Source organism: Mesorhizobium sp. (assembly GCF_005063415.1).
GTDB lineage: Bacteria > Pseudomonadota > Alphaproteobacteria > Rhizobiales > Rhizobiaceae > Mesorhizobium.
On record NZ_SUEG01000030.1, the window covers coordinates 1 to 19,367 of the forward strand.

General features: G+C 63.2%; 25 protein-coding genes. 13 read left to right on the forward strand and 12 right to left on the reverse strand.

Annotation, left to right across the window (positions count from 1 at the left end; all coding sequences use genetic code 11):
* The 3 genes from E5W70_RS10850 to E5W70_RS10860 form a co-directional block, all read left to right on the forward strand.
* Nucleotides 1–580, forward strand: a 580-nt coding sequence (locus E5W70_RS10850; protein WP_292657542.1) for a PfkB family carbohydrate kinase, incomplete at its 5' end; no start/stop codon positions are given.
* Nucleotides 581–679: 99 nt separating this feature from the next.
* Nucleotides 680–1,462 carry an SDR family NAD(P)-dependent oxidoreductase gene (locus E5W70_RS10855; protein ID WP_292657545.1) on the forward strand — a complete coding sequence of 261 codons (783 nt, stop codon included), beginning with the start codon at nucleotides 680–682 and terminating at the stop codon, nucleotides 1,460–1,462.
* A gap of 70 nt (nucleotides 1,463–1,532) precedes the next feature.
* Complete coding sequence (locus tag E5W70_RS10860) at nucleotides 1,533–2,294, forward strand: GntR family transcriptional regulator (protein WP_292657547.1); 762 nt, start codon at nucleotides 1,533–1,535, stop codon at nucleotides 2,292–2,294.
* Here the strand turns inward: E5W70_RS10860 and E5W70_RS10865 are convergent.
* From E5W70_RS10865 to E5W70_RS10875, 3 genes are read right to left on the reverse strand one after another with little or no spacing between them, the layout of a single operon-like run.
* Nucleotides 2,280–2,468: a hypothetical protein gene (locus E5W70_RS10865; protein WP_292657549.1), complete on the reverse strand. Its 189-nt coding sequence runs from the start codon at nucleotides 2,466–2,468 to the stop codon at nucleotides 2,280–2,282. The genes E5W70_RS10860 and E5W70_RS10865 overlap by 15 nt on opposite strands.
* 8 nt (nucleotides 2,469–2,476) lie before the next feature.
* Complete coding sequence (locus tag E5W70_RS10870; RefSeq protein ID WP_292657551.1) at nucleotides 2,477–2,605, reverse strand: hypothetical protein; 129 nt, start codon at nucleotides 2,603–2,605, stop codon at nucleotides 2,477–2,479.
* A gap of 6 nt (nucleotides 2,606–2,611) precedes the next feature.
* Complete coding sequence (locus tag E5W70_RS10875; RefSeq protein ID WP_292657554.1) at nucleotides 2,612–2,824, reverse strand: DUF2934 domain-containing protein; 213 nt, start codon at nucleotides 2,822–2,824, stop codon at nucleotides 2,612–2,614.
* A gap of 218 nt (nucleotides 2,825–3,042) precedes the next feature.
* On the opposite strand from E5W70_RS10875, the gene E5W70_RS10880 reads away from it, so the two are divergent.
* The 9 genes from E5W70_RS10880 (at nucleotide 3,043) to E5W70_RS10920 (ending at nucleotide 9,470) form a co-directional block, all read left to right on the forward strand.
* On the forward strand, nucleotides 3,043–3,441 hold the full coding sequence (locus E5W70_RS10880; RefSeq protein ID WP_292657556.1) for a hypothetical protein: 399 nt from the start codon (nucleotides 3,043–3,045) through the stop codon (nucleotides 3,439–3,441).
* A complete protein-coding gene (locus E5W70_RS10885) occupies nucleotides 3,438–4,658 on the forward strand; it encodes a divalent metal cation transporter (RefSeq protein ID WP_292657558.1) in 1,221 nt (406 codons plus the stop codon). Before E5W70_RS10880 ends, E5W70_RS10885 begins: the two co-directional genes overlap by 4 nt.
* On the forward strand, nucleotides 4,658–5,020 hold the full coding sequence (locus E5W70_RS10890) for a hypothetical protein (protein WP_292657561.1): 363 nt from the start codon (nucleotides 4,658–4,660) through the stop codon (nucleotides 5,018–5,020). The genes E5W70_RS10885 and E5W70_RS10890 overlap by 1 nt, the downstream gene beginning before the upstream one ends.
* A complete protein-coding gene (locus tag E5W70_RS10895) occupies nucleotides 5,020–5,358 on the forward strand; it encodes a hypothetical protein (protein WP_292657564.1) in 339 nt (112 codons plus the stop codon). The genes E5W70_RS10890 and E5W70_RS10895 overlap by 1 nt, the downstream gene beginning before the upstream one ends.
* A 34-nt stretch (nucleotides 5,359–5,392) precedes the next feature.
* The gene (locus E5W70_RS10900; protein WP_292657566.1) at nucleotides 5,393–6,679 is read left to right on the forward strand and encodes an SDR family oxidoreductase; all 1,287 of its coding nucleotides are present in this window, start codon (nucleotides 5,393–5,395) and stop codon (nucleotides 6,677–6,679) included.
* The gene (locus tag E5W70_RS10905; RefSeq protein ID WP_292657568.1) at nucleotides 6,679–7,152 is read left to right on the forward strand and encodes a DUF2269 family protein; all 474 of its coding nucleotides are present in this window, start codon (nucleotides 6,679–6,681) and stop codon (nucleotides 7,150–7,152) included. The genes E5W70_RS10900 and E5W70_RS10905 overlap by 1 nt, the downstream gene beginning before the upstream one ends.
* 271 nt (nucleotides 7,153–7,423) lie before the next feature.
* Nucleotides 7,424–8,152 (forward strand): hypothetical protein, encoded by a 729-nt coding sequence (locus tag E5W70_RS10910; protein WP_292657571.1) that lies wholly within the window; start codon nucleotides 7,424–7,426, stop codon nucleotides 8,150–8,152.
* A complete protein-coding gene (locus tag E5W70_RS10915; RefSeq protein WP_292657573.1) occupies nucleotides 8,149–8,544 on the forward strand; it encodes a phage holin family protein in 396 nt (131 codons plus the stop codon). The genes E5W70_RS10910 and E5W70_RS10915 overlap by 4 nt, the downstream gene beginning before the upstream one ends.
* A complete protein-coding gene (locus E5W70_RS10920; RefSeq protein WP_292657576.1) occupies nucleotides 8,541–9,470 on the forward strand; it encodes a hypothetical protein in 930 nt (309 codons plus the stop codon). Before E5W70_RS10915 ends, E5W70_RS10920 begins: the two co-directional genes overlap by 4 nt.
* Before the next feature lie 303 nt (nucleotides 9,471–9,773).
* On the opposite strand, the gene E5W70_RS10925 is transcribed toward E5W70_RS10920, so the two are convergent.
* Genes E5W70_RS10925 through E5W70_RS10965 form a run of 9 tightly spaced genes read right to left on the reverse strand, consistent with a single transcriptional unit; the run spans nucleotide 9,774 to nucleotide 18,161 of the window.
* On the reverse strand, nucleotides 9,774–10,187 hold the full coding sequence (locus tag E5W70_RS10925; RefSeq protein ID WP_292657577.1) for a cytochrome c: 414 nt from the start codon (nucleotides 10,185–10,187) through the stop codon (nucleotides 9,774–9,776).
* Nucleotides 10,168–11,052 (reverse strand): cytochrome c oxidase assembly protein, encoded by an 885-nt coding sequence (locus E5W70_RS10930; protein WP_292657580.1) that lies wholly within the window; start codon nucleotides 11,050–11,052, stop codon nucleotides 10,168–10,170. Before E5W70_RS10930 ends, E5W70_RS10925 begins: the two co-directional genes overlap by 20 nt.
* Nucleotides 11,049–11,390: a hypothetical protein gene (locus E5W70_RS10935; protein WP_292657583.1), complete on the reverse strand. Its 342-nt coding sequence runs from the start codon at nucleotides 11,388–11,390 to the stop codon at nucleotides 11,049–11,051. The genes E5W70_RS10930 and E5W70_RS10935 overlap by 4 nt, the downstream gene beginning before the upstream one ends.
* 1 nt (nucleotide 11,391) lies before the next feature.
* Nucleotides 11,392–11,997 carry a cytochrome c oxidase subunit 3 gene (locus E5W70_RS10940; protein ID WP_292657586.1) on the reverse strand — a complete coding sequence of 202 codons (606 nt, stop codon included), beginning with the start codon at nucleotides 11,995–11,997 and terminating at the stop codon, nucleotides 11,392–11,394.
* Nucleotides 11,994–13,970 carry a cytochrome c oxidase subunit I gene (ctaD, locus tag E5W70_RS10945; protein ID WP_292657588.1) on the reverse strand — a complete coding sequence of 659 codons (1,977 nt, stop codon included), beginning with the start codon at nucleotides 13,968–13,970 and terminating at the stop codon, nucleotides 11,994–11,996. Before ctaD ends, E5W70_RS10940 begins: the two co-directional genes overlap by 4 nt.
* Nucleotides 13,967–14,941 carry a cytochrome c oxidase subunit II gene (gene coxB / locus E5W70_RS10950; RefSeq protein WP_292657590.1) on the reverse strand — a complete coding sequence of 325 codons (975 nt, stop codon included), beginning with the start codon at nucleotides 14,939–14,941 and terminating at the stop codon, nucleotides 13,967–13,969. The genes ctaD and coxB overlap by 4 nt, the downstream gene beginning before the upstream one ends.
* A gap of 38 nt (nucleotides 14,942–14,979) precedes the next feature.
* Nucleotides 14,980–15,513 (reverse strand): c-type cytochrome, encoded by a 534-nt coding sequence (locus tag E5W70_RS10955; RefSeq protein ID WP_292657592.1) that lies wholly within the window; start codon nucleotides 15,511–15,513, stop codon nucleotides 14,980–14,982.
* A gap of 1 nt (nucleotide 15,514) precedes the next feature.
* Complete coding sequence (locus E5W70_RS10960) at nucleotides 15,515–16,378, reverse strand: substrate-binding domain-containing protein (RefSeq protein WP_292657594.1); 864 nt, start codon at nucleotides 16,376–16,378, stop codon at nucleotides 15,515–15,517.
* Nucleotides 16,359–18,161 carry a methanol/ethanol family PQQ-dependent dehydrogenase gene (locus E5W70_RS10965; RefSeq protein ID WP_292657596.1) on the reverse strand — a complete coding sequence of 601 codons (1,803 nt, stop codon included), beginning with the start codon at nucleotides 18,159–18,161 and terminating at the stop codon, nucleotides 16,359–16,361. The genes E5W70_RS10960 and E5W70_RS10965 overlap by 20 nt, the downstream gene beginning before the upstream one ends.
* A 308-nt stretch (nucleotides 18,162–18,469) precedes the next feature.
* Here E5W70_RS10965 and E5W70_RS10970 point away from each other — a divergent pair, with 308 nt between their 5' ends.
* A complete protein-coding gene (locus E5W70_RS10970; protein WP_292657598.1) occupies nucleotides 18,470–19,300 on the forward strand; it encodes an SIR2 family protein in 831 nt (276 codons plus the stop codon).
* Nucleotides 19,301–19,367 lie beyond the last annotated feature (67 nt).

Here is a 19,367-nt window from a genome sequence, read left to right on the forward strand (position 1 = left end):
CTTCTACGATGCTGTCACGCAAGCCGATCCGGACCGCCTTCCGTCCGCGGATTTTTCCCGCTTCGACGCCGTGCTGGTCGATGTCCGCTGGCCCGGAGCCGCCGCCCTGGCGCTGGCGAAAGCTCGTGAATACGGCATTCCGGCGGTCCTTGATGCCGATGTCGCGTCGCGACCAGTGCTCGACCGGCTGCTGCCGCTCGCCTCGCATGTTGTTGCTTCGCTGCCGGCGGCACGCATCCTTTGCGGTCCGGAGATATCCGCCGATTCCGCCGTCGCCATTCTCGGCGAACGGACCGGCGCCTTCGTGGCCGTCACCGATGGGGCGAACGGCACCGCGTTCCGGCACCCGGGCAGCAACGTCCGTCATCTGCCGTCGCCGCGGGTCGAAGCCGTCGACACACTGGCGGCAGGCGACGTGTTTCACGGCACCTTCGCCCTCGGTCTGGCCGAAGGTTGGGACGAAGAGCGGGCCATAGCAGTGGCCAGCGCCGCCGCCGCCCTGAAATGCCTGCGCTTTGGCGGACGTCTTGGCGCACCGACGCGTGCGGAAACGCTGGCTTTCATGCAAGGATCGGCATGATGCCGGACACGCTTGGGCCGGCTCCGCGGAAAAGAGCGCGTCAAATGGCGCCGATGGACTACCATGGTAATCGATCGGCAACTGTTCTTGGGAGGATAAATGGCTGAATTCAAAAAACGCGCACTCGTTACCGGGGCGGCCATGGGCATCGGCCGTGCCGTCGCTGAAAGGCTGGCCGAGCAAGGCGTCGATCTGATCCTGTTCGACCGGGCGGGCGATCAGCTGGACGAGGTCGCGGCACAGCTTTCGGCGCGGGGCGTGACCGTGCGCACCGTGCTTGGCTCGACCGCCGACACTGAAGCCTGCGGCCGCGCCGTCGAGCTTGCCCGGTCCGCGTTCGGCGGGCTCGACATGCTTTCCCACAATGCCGGCATCCAGCGTTACGGAACGGTGGAGACCACGGACGAGGCGCTTTGGGACGAGGTGATGGACGTCAACCTCAAGGCTGCCTACCTGCTGTCGCGCGCGGCGATGCCGCTGCTGCGGCAAAGCCGCGGCGCCATCGTCCATATGAGCTCGGTGCAGGGTCTGGCCAGCCAGGAAGGGGTTCTGGCCTACAGCACGGCCAAGCACGGCCTGATCGGCCTCGTCAAATCGATGGCCGTCGACTATGCGCCGCTCGGTGTGCGCGTCAATGCCGTCGCTCCGGGAGCCGTCGACACACCGATGCTGCGGGATGCGGTCAAGCTCAACGATAAGCCCGACGAGATCCTGCGCATCCTCGACGACATGCATCCGCTCGGCCGTACCGCCCGGCCGCAAGAGATTGCCGCAGTCGTTGCCTTCCTGCTGTCCGACGATGCCTCCTTCGTCACCGGCGAGGTCGTGCGCGTCGATGGCGGGCTGCTGGCGCGCATCGGCGGTTCTCCGCGCAAGGAGTAACGCCGGCGCTGCTGCTTGCGCAGGCATTTCATGAACGGCTTGAAACTGCAGAGCCTTAAGGGGATTGCCGATGGCAGGGCTTTTGGGAATGCGGACCATCACCGAGGGGCGGTTGGGCGAAACCGGCCCCGGCGCGTCGGTCGCGGCGAGGACGTTCGAGGTTCTGCTCGACCAGATCCTGACCTTCCGCCTGAAGCCGCACGAGCTGATTTCTGAAAAGGCGATGTCGGAAGCCCTTGGCGTGAGCCGCACGCCGGTCAGGGAGGCGCTCGCCCGGCTGGCCGGTCTTGGCCTGATCGACATCTATCCGCAGCGCGGCAGCATGGTGGCGCCGCTCCGGATCGCCGACCTTGAGAAATCGCAGTTCCTGCGCGAATCGCTCGAAGTCGGCCTGATCAAGCGCGCGGTCGAGAACCCGCGCCGTGCCGACCTGCTTGCCATGCTCAAAGGCGAACTGGCGGTCCAGGAGACGTTCGCCTCCATCGCGGACGACAGGCGCTTCTTCAGGTCGGACGAGCTGTTCCACCAGCACATCGCCAGCCATGCCGGGTTCCCCGGCATCTGGGCCGACATCAGCGCGGCGAAGCTGCACATGGACCGCTTCCGCTTCCTGTCTTTTCCGCGCCTCGACAGCATGTCGGTGGTCCTCGGCCAGCATCGGCGGATTGTCGATGCGCTCGAGCAGGCCGACGCGCTTGCGGCGGAAGAAGCGATGCGAACGCATCTTCGCCGCATCTTCGAGGTGCTCGAAATCGTCCAGGAGCGCTATCCCCATTATTTCGAGGCAAACGGCAGTGTGAGCCCGCCGTCGGCCGGCTCAATCCAAGCCTGAGCCTTTCTTGCGCGCTTCCGAAGGCGTCTTGGTCTTGCTGCCGGACTTGTCGGAAGCTGGCTCGGCTTTGCGATTTTGACCCTCGCCGCCTTGCTCCTTGCGGAGCTGCTTTTCCACTATCGATCGCGATCCTTCCGCCGGGTCTTGTTCAGGATGAGTATCGGTTCCCGTCATGTCGGCTCCTATCCATTTTGATCAATTGCGTGCGGCGTGGGCTGACCTGCGCCGCCGGTTCTGTCGCGCCCGAGCATCAGCCAGGCGGCGAACAGCACGACCAGTACGACCACGATCCAGGCGACGAGACGAGGCATCGGGCCTCACTTCCCCCGCCGCTTGCTGCCGCGTGCCTCCTGATCGGAGCCGGCCTCGACCGTTGGATCGGGCACGACCGGGCCGCGTTCGGCCTCGGAACCCTCAGCTTCGATCTCCTGCACGGCGTGATCCCAATGTTCGCGCTCGCGTCCTTGCGGGCGGCCTTCGCGTTCCCAGATCTCATGGGCTCGCTGCCTGATACGCTCTTCCCTGTCCATGGCCTTTGCCTCCTCATCCCCTAATCCGGCGATCGCTGGTTTGTTCCGCCCTGCCAGCGCCGTTCATCGCGGTTCGGTTGACCTGATCACCCAGCGCTCTAGATCAACTTCGCGCCGAAGTCGTTTGGTGCGGGGAGAACAATCGTGTGGCAGCAACGCTACAAGCACCTATTGTAAATGCCGTTACAGCCGTCGGCCTTCGACCAGACCGCCTGTGCTTGCTGCTGATAATGTTTGTCCTGACGGCATGCTCGCCTTCCGACCAGGTCGAGCAGCAGTCGAAAACCGCGGCTTCCGCCACACAGACCGCATCGCTGGTCCTGGAGAGCTGGATCGCTGGGGGAGCCCCGTCGGAATACACGTCGCGCACTTTGCAATCGGTCGGGAAGGCGCTCGCCGATGCCGGTGCGCAAATCCAGTCCGTCAAGTCGCCTGAGCCCAGCGGGCAAGCCGGTCTGACGATGGCGGTTGGACGGCTTTCGGCAGCGGTAATTCGCGCGGCGACGGCCGTGCAGAACGGTAACCGCTCGGAAGTGGAACATGCGCAGCAGGATCTTCGGGCCGCCGCCGCCGATCTGGGCACGTCCTACGCGAAATATTTCGCGCCGAAATCATGAAGAAGCTGCTCGAAATATCGCTCGGCGTCGTCACCAGCGTTGGCGGCTTTCTCGAGGTCGGATCAATGGCGACCGCAGCTCAGGCCGGCGCGGCGTTCAGGTTCCAGCTGATTTGGGCCGTCGTCCTGGGCACGATCTGCATCATCTTCCTTGTCGAGATGGCCGGCCGGTTCGCCGCCGTTAGCCATCACACCATCGCCGACGGGATCCGGGAACGGTTTGGCTTCAATGCCTTTCTGTGGCCGTTGCTTGCGGCCTTGCTGGTCAACTTCCTGGTCATGGCAGCCGAAATCGGCGGTGTTGCCATTGCGCTCGAGCTCGCCACCGGCATCGGCTTTCAGTGGTGGGCGCTGCCAGTCGCGGTTCTGGCATGGCTGTTCCTTTGGAAAGGCACGTTCGGATTCATCGAAAAAGGCGTCGCGATCCTCGGGCTGGTCACGCTGTGCTTCGTGGTTGGCGCAGTCATGCTGAAGCCCGATTGGGGGCAGGTCGCGGCCGGGGCCGTGCCCACACTGCCGGATCACGACGCGGCCAGCTACTGGTTCATGGCGGTCAGCATTCTTGGTGCGTCGATCTCGCCCTATCTGTTCATGTTCTATTCGTCGGGAGCGATCGAGGACGAGTGGGACAAGAGCTATCTCGGAGCCAATCGGGCCATTGCCGGCCTGGGCATGAGTTTTGGCGGCACAATCGCTATCGGTGTGCTGATTGTGGCGGCGCTGGTGCTGGCCGCGCACGGCATAGAGCAGGTCGATGACTACCACCAACTGCCACTGATGCTGATTCCGATCTTCGGTTTCTGGGGATTTGTCCTGTTCGTTGCTTCACTAGGCATTGCCTGCTTCGGTGCCGCGCTCGAAATCGGCCTGCAGCAAGCCTACCTTGTGGCGCAGGGTTTCGGCTGGACCTGGGGCGAGGACCTGAAACCGCGCGATGATCCCGGCTTCAGCACCGTCTACACAATCTCGCTCTTTCTCGCCGCCATTCCGATCGCACTGGGTCTCGATCCGCTGAAGCTCACCATTTTTTCCATGGCGCTGACGGCGGCCAGCCTGCCGCTGACCGTGGTGCCGTTCCTCTTCCTGCTGAATGACGAGCGTTATGTCGGCGAGCACCGCAATGGCATGATCGCGAATGCCGCGGTCATCTTCATCATCGCGCTCGGTTTCGTGCTCGCGATCGTGACCATTCCTTTGCAGATATTCGGAGGCACGTGATGGAGTTGCTGCGCGACATCCTGGACAAGCAAGTGGTCGACCGCGAGCAGGTCAAGATCGGCAAGGTGGACGGGCTGGTGGCCGAGCTCAGGCCAGGCAAGCCGCCTAAAATCGTTGCGGTCGAGCTCGGCTCGATCACGCTGGCGCGTCGGCTTGGCGAGCGACCCGGGCGCTGGATGGCCCTGCTTGCGGCAAAGCTCGGCGGCAAGCGCCATGCCGAGCCGCACCGCATCGCCTGGAACAAGGTGCGCGACATCGGCGTCGACATCGAGTTCGACATCAACGTCCGCGAAACGGCGATTTTCGACTGGCAGGACTGGCTGCGCGATCATGTCATTGGGCGTATTCCGGGAGCTGGATGATGGCCACCGTCAATCTCGAGCAATTGGCTGGCAGGAATGTGCTTTCGCTGCGCGGCAAAAGCATCGGCCGTATCGAGGAGCTACGCGCCGAACCGGATGGCGACGACCTGGTACTTACCGAGTACCATGTCGGCATCTACGCGGCCTTCGAGCGTCTGTCCGCTTCGGCCATCGGCATTGCGGTCCTCGACGCCTTTCGACTGCGCAGTCGTGACAGCATGTACCGCATTCCCTGGGACAAGCTCGACATCTCCGACCCAGCGCAGCCGCGGTTGTTGTGCACGAAGAAAGAACTTTCCGGTATGAAGGGGCGTATCGAGGGCGATAAACCGGAATGAACGATACTTTCCCGCCGTCGGAGAATGGGGTCCAGTGAAAGTCCTGGTTACCGGCGCCACCGGCCTGATCGGTGCCTCCGTCGTCGCACGCCTTCTTTCCGAAAGGCATGAGGTGATCGGATTGGTCCGCAGCCCCGGCGCAAACCGGGCCGGCAATTACCAATTGCTGGTGCTGGACATGGCGGTGGCGCTGCAGCCCGAAGACTGGTTGCCGCATCTCAGGGGTGTCGACGCCGTCGTGAATTGTGTCGGCGTTCTGCAGGACAGCCCCCGCGAAAAGACGCGCGAAGTCCATCGCGATGCGGCGGCCGCACTCTTTCTCGCCTGTGCGCGGGCAGGGGTTGCCCGGGTGATCCACTTCTCGGCGATAGGCGTCGATCGGGCGCAGCCTTCGACGTTCTCGGCGACGAAACTGGCCGGCGACCAGGCGCTTATGGCGCTTGATCTGGATTGGGTGGTCCTGCGCCCGTCCGTGGTGCTCGGCCGGCCGGTCTTCGGAGCCAGCGCATTGTTTCGGGGTCTCGCTTCGCTGCCAGTGCTGCCGTCCATGCCCGGCACCGGCCGGCTCCAGGTGGTACTACTCGATGACGTGGTCTCAACCGTCGTCTTCCTTCTCGATCCCGCCAGTCCGTCTCGCGTCGTGCTGGAACTTGTCGGTCCCGAACAGCTGAGCATGGACGAGGTCGTCGGCAGCTATCGCCGATGGCTCGGCTGGGCTCCGGCAGCGAGGTTTGTCTTGCCGGCGGCTGTTGCAAGGCTTCTCTACCGACTCGGCGACCTTTCCGCGATGTTCGGCTGGCGCCCACCGATGCGCACCAACGCGGCCAGGGAGATCGCCCGAGGAGCGGTTGGAGATCCCTCGGACTGGACCGCCGCGACCGGCATACGCCCGAAAACCCTGGCGGGCTTCCTCGCGCTCAATCCGGCAACGGTGCAGGACAAATGGTTTGCCCGGCTGTACTTCATCAAGCCGGCGATATTCGTGGTCCTGCCCGTCTTCTGGATCATGACGGGGATCGTGTCGCTGACCACCGGCTATGGCAGCGGCGTCGATCTGATGCAAAGCACGGGGGCCGGCATCTTGTCGGCGCCGACCGTGATAGCCGGTGCTCTTGCCGACATCGTCGTCGGCGCGCTCATAGCCTGGCGGCCGGCGACGCGAAAAGGCCTCTATGGCGGCATCGCGCTCTCTCTCTTCTACCTGGTCGTCGGAAGCTTCCTGAGCCCCGATCTGTGGAACGACCCGCTTGGGCCGTTCCTCAAGGTGTTGCCGATCCTGGTGCTGCACTTTGTGGCCCTGGCAGTGCTGGAGGAGCGTTGATGCTCTATTTCCTGCTGAAATTTCTGCATGTCATCGGCGCAGCCGTGCTGCTCGGCACCGGCGCCGGCATCGCCTTCTTCATGCTGCTCGCCCACCGGACCGGCAATGCCGCGGCGGTTGCGGTGGTGGCGCGTATCGTCGTCGTCGCCGACTTCCTTTTCACCGCGACGGCCGTGGTCGCGCAACCTTTGACGGGAGCTGCGCTCGCGTGGCAGGCAGGCTACTCGCTGTCGGAGGGCTGGATCGTACTTTCGATCGCGCTCTATATCTTCACCGGGATGTTCTGGCTCCCGGTCGTCTGGATGCAAATGGAGATGCGCAAGCTGGCATCGCAAGCCGCCGCTGCAGCCGCGCCGTTGCCGCCGCGCTATCATCGGCTCTTCTGGTTGTGGTTCGCCTTCGGCTTCCCCGCCTTCGCTGCCGTACTCGGGATTTTCTGGCTGATGATCGCGCGGCCTGCGATCGACTGGTAGGTCGCAGGCAGGTCCCACTGTGATAATGCCCAGTCAAAGCACTGCGGAAAAATTCCGGCCAATGCAGCGCGAATATCTGCCGGAGCGGACCTGCGCCTCGACCTGCAAGTCGCACCGGAGTCCGGTCCCGTATCATTTCCAACCGCGCGCTCACCGCCATCGGCACAGGACAAGATCCCGTCTTCGGGCTGGTTAGGCTTCGCTTACCAAAAAAGACGACGTCTGAGGGAACACGGGAAGCACAGGCAAGTTCGGTGCGCAGTGGAGGAGATTGCGCCATGAACAGTGTTATTTATCTCATCGGCCTCGTCGTCGTCGTGCTTGCAATCCTCTCCTTCCTCGGATTCCACTAGGAGATACCATGCAGGACCAGGACGATCAGGGCCGTCAGACGGCCGATTTCGAGACCGCCAGAAGCGAGCTTTCGGAAAGACTACAACGGGAAAAGCAGACCGCGACGGAAGCGCTCCACGATGCGCGTGACGAGATCACCAGGAAAGCCGGAGATTACGCTTCGGAAGCAAAGCAAGCATTGTTCAACAAGGCGGAGGGAACGCAGCGCGACGTGAGCGCCAATCTCAAGGCCTTCAGCGGCGCATTGCGCGCGGCAAGCGAGCATCTTGCCAACAATGATCAACGGACCGCTTCGAAATTCGCCCTTGACGCCGCAGGCGGGCTCGAGCGGCTTTCCTCCTCCCTGAAGGATAAACCGTTCGACGAGGTGCTTGGCGAAATTCAGTCGTTCGGCCGCGAAAACTCGGGGGCGCTGATCGCCGGTTCGGTATTGGCAGGCCTGGCGTTGGGACGGTTCATCAAGAGCTCGCCGCCCTCCGCCCAAACCGGAGCACCGGGCCAGTCGGGAACAGGCCGGGCGCCCGAGACGGGTCCTAGCTCGAATGAGTTCGGATGGCGATCGGCAGAGGCAGTTGAGCCGGCCCCACTAGGATCCGATCAGTCCGGCGATGACTGGGCCAATGCAAGCCTGGAGCGAAACCCATGACTGACAATCAGGACACTCGCAGCCTGACAACCCTTGTCAGCGATCTGGCACAGCAGGTCACAACACTGCTTCAAACCGAAAGCAGGCTGTTGCGAGCTGAAATGTCGGAAAAGGTAAGCAAGGCCGGCGCCGGCGCCGTGGAGGTAATGGGAGGCGCCATTTGCCTGCTCGCCGCCCTGATGGTGCTTTTGCAGGCGCTGGTGATTGCCTTGGCGAGCGCCGGGCTGGGAGCCGGATGGTCCTCACTGCTCGTCGGCGTCGTGGTGGCAGTACTGGGCGTCATACTCTTGCGCTCCGGCAAGGCAAGCATGGCCCCCTCAGAGTTGACCCCCGACCGGACACAAGACCAACTTAAACGCGACGCACGCGTGATCAAGGAACAGATAAGATGACCGACAAATCCGCAGCCGAGTTGGAACGCGATGCTGATATTGCTCGCGCCAGAGTGGCAGATACCGCAGACTCGATCCGCAGCAAGATGACACCGGGCCAACTGATCGACGAATTCACCGGGATGTTCAGCGGCGAGGGATCCGCCATGCTCAGCAATCTCAAGACTCAGGTCAGGGACAATCCGTTGCCGCTTACATTGGTCGGCGCGGGCCTGGCCTGGCTGATGCTTGGCAAGGGCACGTCGTTAGACAGTTCAGCACTTGGTGCCTATTCGACCGGCAGGAAGCCTGACGGCACCCGAAACTTCTCTGACCACGGGGGCTTGGGCGGGGCCTGGCAGGACTCAAGCGGCGATGAGTACGGTGCCGAGGGCGAAGGTTCCGCCGGCTCCATGCTCTCCGATGCCGCTCGTTCGGTTGCTTCCGTGGCAGGCGGTGCGACTGAGGCTGTGGCAGACGTTGCGAGCGGCGCCAAAGAAAGATTGACAAGCACGGCCGGGCAGGTCGGCTCGGCCGCCACCGATATCACGGGGCGGGTGCGTCAGTCGGCGCAGGACCTGTTCCAGCGCGAACCTCTGGCAATGGCCGCAGTGGGCCTTGCCGTGGGCACAGCCATCGGCGTGATGCTGCCTCACACCGCCGCAGAAGACGCGCAACTCGGCCCTTACCGCGACAAGCTTCGTGACAGTGCCGAAGAAGTCTTTGAAGAAGGCGTGGAGCAAGCCAAGCAGGTCGCCGCCGAAGCATATGAGACTGTAAAGGAAGAGGCTGACCGACAGGGTTCCAGCGGCGACGCCGAGACGTTGGTCGACCGCGTCGAGAAAGTCGTGAAAAAGACGGCAAGCAAGACCGAGGAAGCCATTCGCGATCGTTTGCCGGAGACCGACGAGGCTCCCAAATCGAACGAGTCTCCCGAAACGACGTGATAGCGCTGCGGTCGTTCGTGGCTATTCCAACCGCGGGTCGCCTCGCGGTTGCCTCGCCAAAGAAGCTCATATCCGAGATGCCCGCGAAACAATCCGCACAGCAGATTGCCGGGCCATAGTGGGCGCTCGCGTTGGCCGCGATGTCCGACGTGATCGCGCGCAGCCTCGCCGATGCGGGCCGGTTCCGAAAGGTTCGTCGGCAAGTAAGGCATCGAGCCGAAGGCGGTGACGATTGCCGGTTCCGGCAAACCGGCATCGGTAGACCGCCGGCAGGGTTTGATCTCGACTAGGCGAGCAACGATGTCATTTCAGCGAGTAGAGGTAGGCAGCGACGTCTCGCGCCTCCTGCTCAGAAATCCTGGTCGAAGGCATTGCCGTATGCGGACTGATCTCCCTTGCCGCACGGATCCAGCGGATCAGGTTCTCCGGCCTATTGCGCAAGACGCCGCCGACATAGACCCGGGTGGCCAGGCTTGCGTCGAGGCGTGGACCGACTAACCCTTTCGCGCCGGGAACGCCGGTGATGGTGTGGCAACCGGCGCAGCCATTGGCCATCATGATCGGAATGGCGCGGGCGCCGACGCCGCCGGTCGCATTGTCGGCCTTCTGCTCGACCCGACGGCTTTGCTCGAAGTACAACAAAATCCCGGCCAGGGCTGCAACGAGCACGACAATAACCGCAGCGCCGATTACGGCTTTAGACAGCGTGAAGCGCATGCGACGCCTCCCGGTCCTTTCGGCTGCTCGAGCGGATCCACAGGCCGGCCAGCAGCAACGCCGCGCCGCCATAGATCAGGCCGGCTGGAACCCACATGACCAGACCGGCGAGTTGCTGGTCCTCGAGCGGGCTAAGATTCCATAGGTCTGTGCCTGCGCCATTTTCCGGATACCACAGCCTTGGCGAGACCAGGAGCAGCACTCCGAGCAGGCCGGTGTGCAGCGAGGTGAAGAAGAGGTGCATGACTGCGCTGCCATAGGCTTGTTCGCGGCCTGAACGCGGCAGCAGTACCCACCAGAACAGCAGCCCCGTACCGAAGAAGCTGGCATGTTGCGCATAATGCAGGACACCCTGTGCAAGCGCCGCCGCGAACAACACCGGAACGTGCCACGCCCATATCGCGACCCCGTGCAGGAAGGTCGCGGCTAGAGGGCGGCTGATGGCGGCCCAAACTGTTCGAAGCACCTTCGCCTGTCCGGCTGCGCCAAATTCCAGCCGCAGCTTGACCGGCAATGCCCACATCATCGCCGCCGCGGGACGGGAGGCGACCAGCAGGGGTGCCGCCATCGCCATCAACAGCTCGTGCTCGATCATGTGGGCGGTGAAGACGCGCTCACCCAACGCATGGAGCGGAGTGACCAGTGCTGCCGCCAAAATGGCCCAGCCGGTCGCAAACAGCAGGGCTTGCCGCAGCCGCAACGGGCGGCTGCGGGCGCTCCGCCTCCACAGCCGAAAGGCGCCTGCCGCGTAAAGCAGTGCGACCACAGTTAGCGGTAGCGTGATCGGCAACGCCAGCGTCCAACCGGCCTGCGGGGCGCCGGCACCGTAGCAGATCGCGGTCGAGAAGAGCGCGTCGAAGCTCATCGCAGGCAGCCGTTAAGAATGAGCGAGGCGGCGCCTTGCATGACGATTACCAGCGCAAACAGCACCGCGCTGAGAATGCCGATATTGGCGACGAAATCCTCTGTGCTGCGCGTACGATCCGGTTTAAAGGCGGCGCCTCCTTGCTGTCGCGCCCGCCACGACAGCGCGCCGCCAAGCAAGGCCAGCACTGTCAGCACCAGCGCAATGGCTGGTATGACGGGAATACCATGGGCGCACTGCCACTCCACGAACGCGTAATTCAGCTGCGTCGACACCGCCCAGGCCAAAGGCCCGGACAACAGCCCGCCCCATGATGTGCCCAAGCGAAGCGCACGCATCTCAGTCAAGCCTCGGCATCCAGTAGATCAACAGATAGATCGGGATCCAGGTCGCGACCACGAAATCCCAGTAGAAGACGTTGTCGCCAACGTCCCCGAAACGCCGGCCGCTATAGCCATGGCGCGTGAACATCAGGACCGTCAGCACCAGCGTGTCGCCGACGTCGGTAATCAGATGCGTTGTGTGAAGGCCGAGCAGGACCCACAGCATTGAGCCGTACGCATTGGTATCCCAATAAATGTTGAGGGCCGGAAATTCGAACCACCGCACGACAACCGGTGCGATACCGAGCAGCGACATGACGATCAGGCCGATGCGCACAGGCACCATGGCACAGGCTTCGGCGTAGCGGTTCAGTATGTGATTGGGCACCACGCTGGCGAGCAGCAACAGCGTAACGATGGTGCCCGGCCAATGGTTGGGCGGCGGCACGCCCAATGGCCATTCGGGCGACACATAGGCGAGGTAAAGATAGGCGCCTGCGGCAAGCGCGAAGCCGGTGCCCTCCAGCGCCATGAAGGCGAGAGTGCCCCACCATGTCGGGCTGCGCGGTCCGAGCCCGAAGGTCGGGAGTTCGGAAAGATCGGCGGCAGGACGTTGTTTCATTCCTCATCCTCCGGATCGCCTTTCGGCCAGAACCAACCGACCAAAGTGATGGCGATCGGCCCGGCTCCCCAGACCACCGCCCACGGGCTGAAGATCGAATAGAGAAAGGTGGCGCCGACGGCGAGCGCGGCGAACAATGGCCAGATCGACGGCGGCGCCGACTTCTCGCGCACATCGGGATGCGCCTCTGCCACGGTCGAAATAACAAGTTCGCGCGCGTCGACGCGAAGCCCGGTCGCGACAGGCAGCGTGTCACGTTCGGCCCAGAGCGGCTCGGCGTGGGTAACCACCGGAATCCGAGCGAAATTATAGCTCGGCGGCGGAGAGCTCGTCGCCCATTCCAGCGTGCCCGCATTCCAGGGATTGTCCCCGGCCGGAGCGCCGCTCGAGGCGCTGTACACCAGGTTTATCGTGAACAGAACGAAGCTTAGGAACAGGACGACCGCGCCGGCTGTGATGAACAGGTTGATGTTGCCCCAGCCGAGCTCCACCGGATAGGTGTAGACCCGCCGCGGCATGCCCCACAGGCCGACAATGTGCATCGGGAAGAACGCCGCATTGAAGCCTATGAAAGCAAACCAGAAGTGCCAGCGTCCAAGACGTTCGCTCATCATCCGGCCGGTGATCTTGGGGAACCAGAAATAGGTCGCGCCGAGCAGCGGGAATACCGACCCGCCGATCAGCACGTAATGGAAATGCGCGACCACGAAATAGGTGTCGTGTACTTGCAGGTCCAATGGCACCGACGCCAGCATCACCCCAGTCAGGCCGCCCGCGACGAACGTGAAGAAGAAGCCGAACACGAACAGCAGCGGCGTCCGGATTATCGGTCGTCCGTCCCACAATGTCGCCAGCCAGCAGAAGATCTGCAGCCCGCTCGGGATGGCGATCAGCATGCTGGATGCGGTGAAGAAGCTCGCGCCGAGCTTCGGCAGGCCGGTTGCGAACATGTGGTGGACCCACAGGCCGAACGACAGAAAGCCGACCGCAATCAAGGCCAGTACCATGCCCAGATAGCCGAATACCGGACGCCGGGCGAAAGCGGCGATGACCGAGGACACCATGCCGGTGGCCGGCAGGAAAATGATGTAGACTTCGGGGTGGCCGAAGAACCAGAACAAGTGCTGGAAGAGCAGCACGTCGCCACCCTCGGCGGGATTGAAGATATGGGTCCCGACCAGCCGGTCGAGGATCAGGAACGTCGACGTGATCATGACCGCCGGCATGGCGAACACGATTACGAAAGAGGTGACTAGCATCGCCCAGACGTAGAGCGGAATCTTGTCGAGCGACATGCCCGGCGCGCGCTGCTTCAGGACGGTGACGATGGTGGCGACCGCGACGGCCAGCGATGACACTTCGGTGTAGGTGATCATCTGCGCCCATACGTCGGAGCGCTTGCCTGGCCCGAATTCAGGACCGGACAGCGGCACGTAGGAGAACCAGCCGACGTCGGGTGCCATGTCGAGTGCAAACGACACCCAGGCGAAGAGGCCACCCGAGAGATAAATCCAGAAGCTGAATGCATTGAGGCGCGGGAAGGCGATGTTGCGGGTGCCGACCATCAGCGGCACGAGGTAGATGCCGGTCGCCTGCACGATCGGCACCGCAAACAGGAACATCATGGTTACGCCATGCATGGTGAACAACTGGTTGTAGCGGTCGGGCCCGATCAGCCCGCGCTCCGGCCCCGACAGTTGGATGCGCATGGCAACGGCGCTGAGGCCAGCGAGGCACAGGAACACGAAAGCGGTGATCAGGTAGCGCCGGGCAACGATCTTGTGGTCGACGCTCGACAGCGCGCCGATGATGCCCGGCGGCGTCCGCCATGTCCGCGCCAGCCGGCGGTCAAGGCTGGCATCGTCGAGGCCGGTATCGCGAGGACCGTCGCGCTCGGGAGCGAGGTCACCCTTTCGCGCCGCGGCGCCTTGCTGCGCGAGGTCCCGCTCATGGGCCAGGTCGGCGCTGCTCATTTCAGGCCCTCGAGATAGGCGACGATCGCATTCAGCTCGTCTCCGTTCAGTCCCACCACGGGCATGTGGGCACCTGGCTTGATCCCTTGCGGATCGGCTATCCAGGCTGCGAGATTGCCGCGGCTCATCGCCAGCGTTCCGGCAGCGAGCGTTTGCCGGCTTGCGATATGGGTCAGGTTGGGGGCGACCGTGCCGCCGGCGATGGTGCCGCCGATCTTGTGGCACATCACGCATGGCCGTTTGAGGAACAGGTCGTGGCCGGTTTTGGCCTCGGCCGACACGGGGGCGGCCGCCGGCCGCAGCTGATCGTTCAGCCACGCGTCGAAGACGGGCCGAGGTTCGGCGATGATGAAGGTGCTCATATTGGCATGCTGCGCGCCGCAGAACTCGGCGCACTGGCCGCGATAGACGCCGGGCTTGTCCGCCTTCAGATCGAGAACGTTCTCGTGGCCTGGAATGAGGTCCAGCTTGCCCGAGAGGTTCGGCACCCAGAAGGAATGGATAACGTCGGTCGAGGCCACTACAAGCCGCACCGGCTCGCCCGCCGGGATGTGGATTTCATTGGCGGTCGTCAGGATGCGGTTCGGCTGGTCGTTTTCGTAGCGCACCTCCCACCACCATTGATGCCCGGTCACCCGGATCGTCAGCACCGCATCCGAGCCGATAGCAGCGAGCGTCCGGTTAGCGAAGTAGCTCAGCAGCGTCAGGCCGACCAGGATCAGGGCGGTAGCGGCGAGTGCGGCGACGACAATTCGCATTTTGCTGCGCTCGGCGGCAGCGTCGAGGACAAGCGGATCGCCGACCGGCGCCGGGCGCCGGGCCAATGGCACGATCAGCACGGCCATCACCAGAAGCCAGACCACCGTGCAGAGTGCTGTGAAGAACCAGATCAGCCACGCAAGCTCACCCGCGGCCGGGCCTTTTGGGTCGAGCGCGGATTGCCAGCCGCTGCATCCTGCAAGGAGCAGCATGCAGGCTGCGCCGCAGCACACCCCGCAAACAAGGCGGTTCACGGCGACTTCCCCAGAGTCGCGGCATCCGGCAGGCGATTTTCGGATGGATGGGGCATCATGTCGTCGTCGCGGCTCGGCGCAGCGGATTTTGGCGCGTTGCCGCTCAACGCGCGGACGAAGGCGGCAAGCTCCCAGATCTGGTCGTCCGGGATCTTGTCGCGGAAGCTCGGCATGCCGTTTGGCCGACCGTCCCTGATCGTGGCGTGGATGCTTTCGATCGAGCTGCCATAGAGCCACTTCTGGTCCATAAGGGCCGGGCCCATGCCGCCACCGCCATTGGCATGGCAGCCGGAACAGTTGAACCAGTTGAACAGACGCTTGCCCTCGCTGAGGTGGAAGGCGTTGGCCTCGAACACGCCGGCCTTGGTGTCGGACGAGGCCGGCCGTTGGCCGCCCGGCTCGAGGGCCGTCACGGCTGCCGGTTGGTCGCCCGAGCCGAGCGCCGACTGTGGACGCGTGTCGCGTTCCTCACGCTGGCACCCGGCAACCGCGAGGATTGCGAACACCAGCAAGAGAGGACCGCGCTTCATTTCAAGGCCCTCCGACAGGATCGAGGCGGGGCACCTGGTAGGCCGCCAGGATCGCGTCGATCTCGGCGCGGTGTCTGGTCAGGGCGGCGTTCACCTCGCTGCGCAGCGTATCGTCGCCACGGCGCACGCCCATCGAGATGTCGAAGATCATCGGCAGTTGCGGGCCGTCCACGCGCGGCGAAACCGGCGTGATCCGCAGCGCCACCTTCTGCCTGGATGCGAAGTAGCCGGCCAGCGGTCCCCAGACGACGGCCATATCGATGTCGCCATTCGCGACCGCCTCGATGATGCGTGCTGGCGGGTTCGGCGCCGAATAGTCGCCATAGACGGGGAAACCGATGAGATGGCCGATAATGCCGCGACGGCCAAGCGCCTGGACGGGCGGCGAGTTACCGCCGTCGTCACCGATCAGCTGGACGCCGATGTGCAGATCGCGCAGGCGAGGATCGTTGAAGGACGTGATTTCCGGCGCATCCTTGCGTGTCACGAACACATAGGAAGACCGGTAGTAGGGCGCGGTGGTGCGCAGCATCTCGAGATTGGCGGGCGTGCCGGGGACAAGATCGCACAGGCCGGCCTTCAGCGTGTTGCGGACGAAGCCACGGCGCTGTGCCCACCATGTGTAGGACACCGTCGCACCAAGCTCCCCGGCGACGAGTTCGGCAATCTTGTTTTCAAAGCCTTCCCTTGCGGCATTGGAGAACGGCATGTTGTTGGGATCGGCGCAGATCCTCAATTCGCGCGCATCGGCAACGGCGGCAACAAGAGAGAGCGCCAGTGCGCCGACCGCGGCGCCAAACCGGCGGGAAGATTTTATCCGTGCGCGCGCAACTCGGCCGATAGTCTCAAGGGAGCCGGAACACATACAGCGTACCTCCCGGCGTGGTTACATCCTTCAGATCCTTCATGACGTTGACGAAGCCGAGCGCGGCGGTGGCGTCGCGCGGATCGAGATCGCCGGATACGATCGCGCCGGCCCAGCCGCCGACGCCCGAAAGAATCGCGACATATTGGTGCCCGTCCGGGCCGCGATAGGTGATCGGCTGGCCGATGATGCCGGACGACGTCTTGAACTGCCAAAGCAGTTCGCCGGTCCTGGCGCTGACCGCCTTGAACCAGCCTTCCATCGTGCCATAGAACACGACGTTGCCAGCGGTGGCGACGGCGCCGCTCCACACCGGAAAATTCTCCTTCAGGCTCCACGCCGGCTTGGCGGCGGCGACATCCCAGGCGGTGAAAGCACCGCGATTGCCGCCCGGCCCGGGAATCATTCGCACGTTCATGCCGACATAGGGCGTGCCGGCGATGTAATTTACCTCGACGCCTTCTTCGTCCATGCACATGTTATTGTGCGGAATGTAGAGCAGGCCGGTCTTTGGCGAGAACGCCGAAGGCTGCCAGTCCTTGAGGCCGGACGCGGTCGGGCAGATGTCGCGCACCACCTTGCCGGTGCCGGTCTTCTTGTCCGGATTTACAATCAGCCGGCCAGTTTTGAGGTCGACGCCCTTGCTGGAATTGACTGGCCCGAACGGGACTGCCGACAGGACCTCGCCCGTGGTGCGATCCAACAGATAGACGTAGCCGTTGCGTTCCGGCCGCACCAGCACCTTGCGGGGCTTGCCCTGCCAGGTCATGTCGAGCAGAACCTGTTCGTTGATGCCGTCGTAGTCGTGCAAATCGTGCGGGGTCCATTGATAGAACCATTTGGCTGCGCCGGTGTCGGGATCGCGGGCAAAGATGCCGGCGGTCCATTTGTTGTCGCCGGGCCGCAGATCCGGATTCCACGGACCGGGATTTCCGGTGCCATGGAAGATCAGGTTGAGGTCCGGGTCATAGGAGATCCAGCCCCACACATTGCCGCCGCCGATCTTCCAGGCCTCGGGCGGCCACGACGTCACGCCGAGATCCTTGCCCTTGTCCATGTCGTAATGCGGCTTGAAATCGGGGCCGATCAGCACCTCGGCGTCAGGACCGGTATTGTAGGCCGTCCAGACGACATGCCCGTCGCCGGCGTCGAGCGCCTTGATCCAGCCGCGTACCCCCATTTCGCCGCCGGAATTGCCGACCAGCACTTTGCCCTTCACCACCAGCGGCGCCATGGTGATGGTCTCGCCGATATTGATGTTGCCGATATGGGTGTTCCAGACCGGTTTGCCGGTGGCCGCATCGATGGCGATGGTATGGCCGTCGAGCGTGTTGAAATAGATGCGCCCGTCGAAGAAGGCCGCACCGCGGTTGACCACGTCACAACAGGCAACGCCCTGCGCCGCGGGCTCGGGATTGGGCTCAAACTTCCACTTCATCGGCGCGCCGGGCTTGGTAAGGTCAAGCGCATAGAGGATGTTGGGAAACGGCGTCACGATGTACATCGTGTTGCCGACGACCAAGGGCGCAGCCTCCTGGCCCTTGTTGACGCCCGTCGAGAAGGTGAAGGCCACCTGCAGGTTTTTGACGTTGTCTTCGGTGATCTCCGCAAGTTCGCTGTAGCGGGTCGAGGCGTAGTTCTTTGCCGGCATCGCCCACTGGCCGTCGTCGGGCGGAGCAGCTGCGGCCGGCGGATTTATCGCAGGGCTTGATGCTGGCTGAGCAACCGCCGCGGTTATCAGTGCAAACCCCGCCAGCAGCCTCCATCCCAGTATTGCAGCCATTGGCCTCTTTCCCCTTTTACCAGGCACCCTATTTTTCGCCGCCACCGGTCGCGCTTGCCTCATTTGCTGTCGAGTTGTTCGTGCAGAGCTCCATTAGCTGCAGCTGCGCCGTGTTTGTTGAACACTCTCCAACGCGTGAGCGGCGCAGAAGTGCCAAATGCAACGAAATAAATGTCGGATTCGGTTGGCCAAAAAGTCGGCGGCCGGGCGCTCGGGACAGCCGATCCGAATGTTGTCGGAAGTAAATCTATTCCGGCAGTGGTCCGGGCTCGGCTGGAACGGAGCGGCGCCTATCGCAGTTGTGTCGAATGGCGTCTGCAGTCGAGCAATTGGCTCAATCGGTAAAAGAGCGACGAGCGATCCTGTTCGTTGGAGCCGGCGTGTCGATGAGCGTCGGCTTGCCGTCTTGGCAAAAGCTCATCGAGCACATGCAAAACGAGCTCGGCCTTCACGAGGACATGATCGGCGCACCGGAGGCCAGCTATCAGGCCCTTGCCGAATATTACCGACTGAAGCAGGGGAGCCTCGGCCCTTTGCGCAGTTGGATGGATCGCGAATGGAGCGTCTCGCGGGAAGAAGTGCAGCGGTCGGCAATCCACAAGCTCATCGTATCGCTCGATTTTCCGATCATCTACACCACCAATTATGATCGCAACCTCGAGGTTGCGTTCGAGATCCATGGCCGGCCCTTTGTCAAAGTCGCCAATGCAAAGGACTTGCCAAAGGCCACCGGCGAGGTGACGCAGATCATCAAATTCCACGGCGATTTCGACGACGATAAATCGTTGGTCCTGGCGGAGACCGATTATTTTGAACGGCTATCGTTCGATTCGCCGCTCGATGTGAAATTTCGAGCCGACGCGCTAGGGCGCACCATCCTGTTCATCGGCTACAGCATGTCCGACATGAACATCCGTCTGCTGCTGCATCGGCTTTGGCAGACCTGGCGGCGGTCGGGCTACGAGAAGAACCGTCCGAAATCCTTCATCTTCATGCCGCAGCCAAGCATCGTCCAGGAGGCCGTCCTCGGACGCTGGGGCATCGATATGCTGACCGAGGATGCCGACGATCCAGAGGACGCGCTGCTCGCATTCCTGAACGAACTCAAGGATAAGGTCGACCGACCAGACAGCGACTGAAAATCTGCGGGAGTGACGACGCAGCGGGAACCGGTCGGCCCGATGTGAGTTTGGGGAAGGCTAAGTT